Genomic DNA, 1053 nt, shown 5'->3' with positions numbered 1-1053 from the left:
ATTTTCGTTTGGCATCAACTGTTTTCCGCGATCCTTATCAATTAACAATCTACGATGAAGAACATAGTCAAGATGAAGATAGATGGATTACTATGGGCTTAGATGAAACAGGTATTTTAAGGGTTGTTATCCATACCTTTAAAGAAATCAATAAATTCTCCTATCTAAATTCGGATTATTTCAGCTCGTAAAGCTACTTTAACTGAAACTCAAGTTTATCAAAAGAGGCAATTATGAAATCAGAATACGATTTTTCCCAAGCAGAACAAGGCAAGTTTTACCATCCCGATGCTAAGTTTCATTACTCCATTTATCTCGAACCAGATGTCGAACAATTTATCACTAAAATTGCTGAACAGAGAAAAATTGACGTACAAATTTTAGTCTATGAATGGTTGAGAAATCATATTAAAAATATGACTATCGAGTAAAATCATTCTTCCAAAGCATCCCAAAGTTCAGACATCTATATAATACTTCTATCTCTCAAACCATGATTGCTAACCAAAACACAAATTACATTCCTCATGAAGAATATCTCACAGAAGAAGAACTCAGTCCCGTCAAACACGAATATATTGATGGACAAGTATACGCAATGGCCGGTGCTAGTGATGCTCATGTGACTATTTCCCTCAACCTAGCTTCAGCATTAAGAAATTATCTGCGAGGTAGTGGTTGTCGCGTCTATATGTCGGATATGAAAGCTCATATAGAAACTACCAATACATTCTATTATCCTGATGTTATGGTAACTTGCGACGCCAGAGATAAAGCTTTGCCAAATCATAAAAAATATCCTTGTTTAATAGTGGAAGTTTTATCCGAAAGCACAGAAGCATTAGAACGCGGTGACAAATTTGCCAATTATCAGCAATTACCAACCTTGCAAGAATACGTTTAATTAACCAAAAACGCCAGCGTTTAGAATGTTTCCGTCGTAATGCTGAAGGTCTTTGGGTATTACACACTTACACTCAAAGCAGTGAAATTCTCCTGGCAAGCATTGACTTTCGGACTAGCATTGATAGTTTGTATGAAGATGTCACTTTT

The 1053-nt window shown here is 35.7% G+C and carries 1 protein-coding gene and 2 pseudogenes; all 3 read left to right on the top strand.

Annotated features, from left to right (window positions below):
* Positions 1 to 191 (top strand): annotated as a pseudogene (locus F6K13_RS34540) (hypothetical protein); the annotation flags it as partial.
* A gap of 42 nt (positions 192 to 233) precedes the next feature.
* A complete protein-coding gene (locus F6K13_RS34535; protein ID WP_124145906.1) occupies positions 234 to 431 on the top strand; it encodes a hypothetical protein in 198 nt (65 codons plus the stop codon).
* 62 nt (positions 432 to 493) lie between these two features.
* Positions 494 to 1053, top strand: a pseudogene (locus F6K13_RS34530) (Uma2 family endonuclease); the annotation flags it as partial.

This window comes from Okeania sp. SIO2B9, from assembly GCF_010672505.1.
Taxonomy (GTDB): Bacteria; Cyanobacteriota; Cyanobacteriia; order Cyanobacteriales; family Microcoleaceae; genus Okeania; species Okeania hirsuta.
The sequence above is the reverse complement of the archived record's forward strand: the minus strand, read 5'-3'. Positions and strand labels throughout refer to the sequence as shown.